The sequence below is a fragment of the Pseudomonas sp. P5_B2 genome (genome assembly GCF_056400445.1).
Genome location: NZ_JBFULH010000473.1, coordinates 1 through 3,158, shown reverse-complemented (window position 1 = coordinate 3,158; position 3,158 = coordinate 1). Strand labels below are relative to the sequence as shown.

General features: G+C 57.6%; 3 protein-coding genes. 1 reads left to right on the top strand and 2 read right to left on the bottom strand.

Features of this window, described 5'->3' with window-relative positions; all coding sequences use genetic code 11:
- Both mqo and AC1DRJ_RS22560 read right to left on the bottom strand, forming a co-directional pair.
- Nucleotides 1–1,632 (bottom strand): malate dehydrogenase (quinone) (gene mqo, locus AC1DRJ_RS22565; RefSeq protein ID WP_477804094.1); only part of this gene is annotated, 1,632 nt, incomplete at its 3' end.
- Nucleotides 1,633–1,948: 316 nt separating this feature from the next.
- On the bottom strand, nucleotides 1,949–2,659 hold the full coding sequence (locus AC1DRJ_RS22560) for a GNAT family N-acetyltransferase (protein ID WP_477804093.1): 711 nt from the start codon (nucleotides 2,657–2,659) through the stop codon (nucleotides 1,949–1,951).
- A 299-nt stretch (nucleotides 2,660–2,958) separates the two neighbouring features.
- On the opposite strand from AC1DRJ_RS22560, the gene AC1DRJ_RS22555 reads away from it, so the two are divergent.
- Nucleotides 2,959–3,158 (top strand): hypothetical protein (locus AC1DRJ_RS22555; RefSeq protein WP_477804092.1); only part of this gene is annotated, 200 nt, incomplete at its 3' end.

The window sequence follows — 3,158 nt, the reverse complement described above, 5'->3', positions numbered from 1 at the left end:
AGTCGCAGCATTAGCCTTTGGCGCTTTACCAGCATCTGCCGGAGCAGCAGCCGGAACCACCACCTGCCCCATCGCCGGCGGCGGAGTCAGTTCCAGCACCTTGGCGGTGTAGGCCCACTCCTGCGCAACCTTCTCAGGGCTGACATTGAGCTGAGTGCCGTAGCTCGGCACGATCTGGTGCAGTTTTTCCTGCCAGGCTGGCGAAGCCACTTTGTCTTTGAACACTTTCTGCAGCACGGTCAGCATGATCGGTGCAGCGGTCGATGCGCCCGGCGAAGCGCCCAGCAGGCCGGCGATCGAACCGTCAGCCGACGAAACGATTTCGGTACCCAGCTTCAACACGCCACCGGCGGCTTCATCACGCTTGATGATTTGCACGCGCTGGCCGGCTTGCCACAGGCGCCAGTCTTCGGCCTTGGCGTTCGGGAAGTATTCTTTCAGGGCGTTCATGCGGTCTTCGTCAGACAGCATCAGCTGGCCGGCAAGGTACTCGACCAACGGGTATTCCTTGATGCCGACCTTGGTCATTGGCCACACGTTGTGCGTGGTAGTGGTGGTCAGCAGGTCCAGGTACGAGCCTTCTTTGAGGAACTTGGTGCTGAAGGTCGCAAATGGGCCAAACAGGATAACGCGCTTGCCGTCCAGGACACGGGTGTCCAGGTGCGGCACCGACATCGGCGGTGCGCCAACGGAGGCTTTACCGTAGGCCTTGGCCAGGTGTTGTTCGGCGATGGTCGGGTTTTCGGTCACGAGGAACGAGCCACCTACCGGGAAGCCTGCGTATTCCTTGGCTTCAGGAATGCCGGACTTCTGAAGCAGGTGCAGTGCACCGCCGCCCGCGCCGATGAACACGAACTTGGCGTCGGTTTCGGCTTTGCTGCCGTCTTTCAGGTTTTTGTAACTGACGCGCCAGGTGCCGTCTTCGTTCCTGGTGATGTCTTGCACTTCGCTGGACAACTTCAAGTCGAAGTTAGGCGTGGTTTGCAGGTGCGCCACGAACTGGCGGGTGATCTCGCCGAAGTTCACGTCAGTGCCGATCGGGCTCCAGGTGGCCGCGATTTTCTGGTTCGGGTCACGCCCTTCCATCATCAGCGGAACCCACTTCTTGATCACTTCCGGATCTTCGGAGTACTGCATGCCGGCGAACAGCGGGCTCGCTTGCAGGGCTTCGTAACGCTTCTTCAGGAACTTGATGTTGTCATCGCCCCACACAAAGCTCATGTGCGGTGTGGAATTGATGAACGAACGCGGGTTCTTCAGCACGCCTTGCTGAACTTGCCAGGACCAGAACTGACGGGAGATCTGGAACGCTTCGTTGATTTCAACGGCTTTGGGGATCTGAACGTTGCCCTTGTCGTCTTCCGGGGTGTAGTTCAATTCGGCCAGGGCGGAGTGACCGGTACCAGCGTTGTTCCAGCCGTTGGAGCTCTCCTGAGCGACGCCGTCGAGGCGTTCGATCATTTCCATCGACGTGCCAGGTTCCAGCTCATTGAGCCAGACACCCAGCGTTGCGCTCATGATTCCGCCGCCAATCAGCAGCACATCGACTTTCTTTGCCTCATCCGCCTGAACAGACGTGATCCCCATCGACAAAGCCAGCCCCAGCAGGGCCGTGTTCATTTTTTTAAACATCTATAGCAMCTATGAAAAAACGTCATCCGCCCTTCCATCTTCACGAAAAAACCCCAGGTTCACGGCATTCAGGCAGGATGTCGTGGGGGTTCGAACATGACGATTGGAGGGTGGGCACACAAGGCCGACTGACTGCATCGACCTCAGTTATATGTCCCTACTGAACTGACTTTTTATCATTATTGGCTTCAGCTGCTTGAGCGACATTGATCCTGTCGGCACGTCTACGGGACGGGCCAACTGAACAGGTCAAACCAAGTTGGCGCGCAGAATATCACGGCTCGGCGACCGTGCGCTCCCGAAAGGACCCACGGGTCTAGTCCAGACGCGGCTCGTTCGCCGCGTTCTGGCCCAAACGATTCAGCACAAACACCTTGGCGGTGCGGGTCATCTGGTCCAGATGCCGGTCGCGCTGCTTCTCGGCATCAATCATTGCGCGCTTGCCGTGTTTTTGCAGCAAGTAGTGATGGATCTGCCGAACCTCCAGCGAACTGTAGATCGAGGCCACATCCAACAGCCCCATCAAACCTTCACTGCTGTAGTCGCGGCTGTTCATCAGTACTTGCGTGCCGCGTACGCCCAACACCTGAAAACCCATCGATTCGAACCACGGCACTTTGGCGACGGCGCAGGTCAACTCGGCGTGCGGGTAACGGTGGATCATCTCTTGCAGCATGGCTCGCGCGACACCTTGTCGACGATGGCCCGCGTCGACAGCCATGTAGGCCACGCCGCAAGCCTGGGGATCGTCTTTCATCGGCAGGTACAGCAGGAAGCCGATGACCTTTAACGGATCTTCTTCGTCGGTGGCGACGATCAATTCGACCGCAATCCCCTTCGCCCCATTGAGCGCTTCCAGGTACAGATGCACTTCAAAGCCGACCGTGTATTGGTACACGTTGTACAGCGGATTGCTCGGCGCGATGCCGACCATGCTGATATCGGTCAGGTTATCGACGACCAGTTGCAGGATCTGGCTGTTGATGTGCTCCGGACACGGGGCTGTGAAGTGGCTGAGTTGGGGCATTGAAATTCTGACTCCGGGATAAGGCTTACGGGGCATAGGCCCGGGTATTGTCACAGATTGATCGCCATGCTGCTTCTGCCAGCGGAGACAGAGGCTGACCCGAATCGCTAGCCTCATTCCCCGACAATGAGGAATTTCCCCCGGTTTTACGCACTTTCCCCCAATGCTGGGATAACCCATTTGTCCTACACGGTACTTTGTTTTACTAAGACTTTCGTCTGATGCTTCTCATGGCTCAGCTTTTGCTTCGGCCAAAAGGGCGAGTGCCATCACCGTGGCATGCCCCAACGAGAATAATCATGAAGAGCTCAGTCCCTGCGAACAAGTCATTCGGCTATTCCATGGCGCAGGGCATTACTTCGGTGGTGATGATCACGTTCAGCGTGACCACCCTGAACGCTGCCCCCATCGATGATGTCGGACAACCACCACCCACCGACCCCTCAGCATTCATCAACCAGCCGGCGGATCCGGCCGCTGCACTGGAAGCACTGAAGAC

Coding starts and splice junctions, on each gene's coding strand:
- AC1DRJ_RS22560 (WP_477804093.1), bottom strand. CDS start 2,659: ATGCCCCAACTCAGCCACTTCACAGCCCCGTGTCCGGAGCACATCAAC.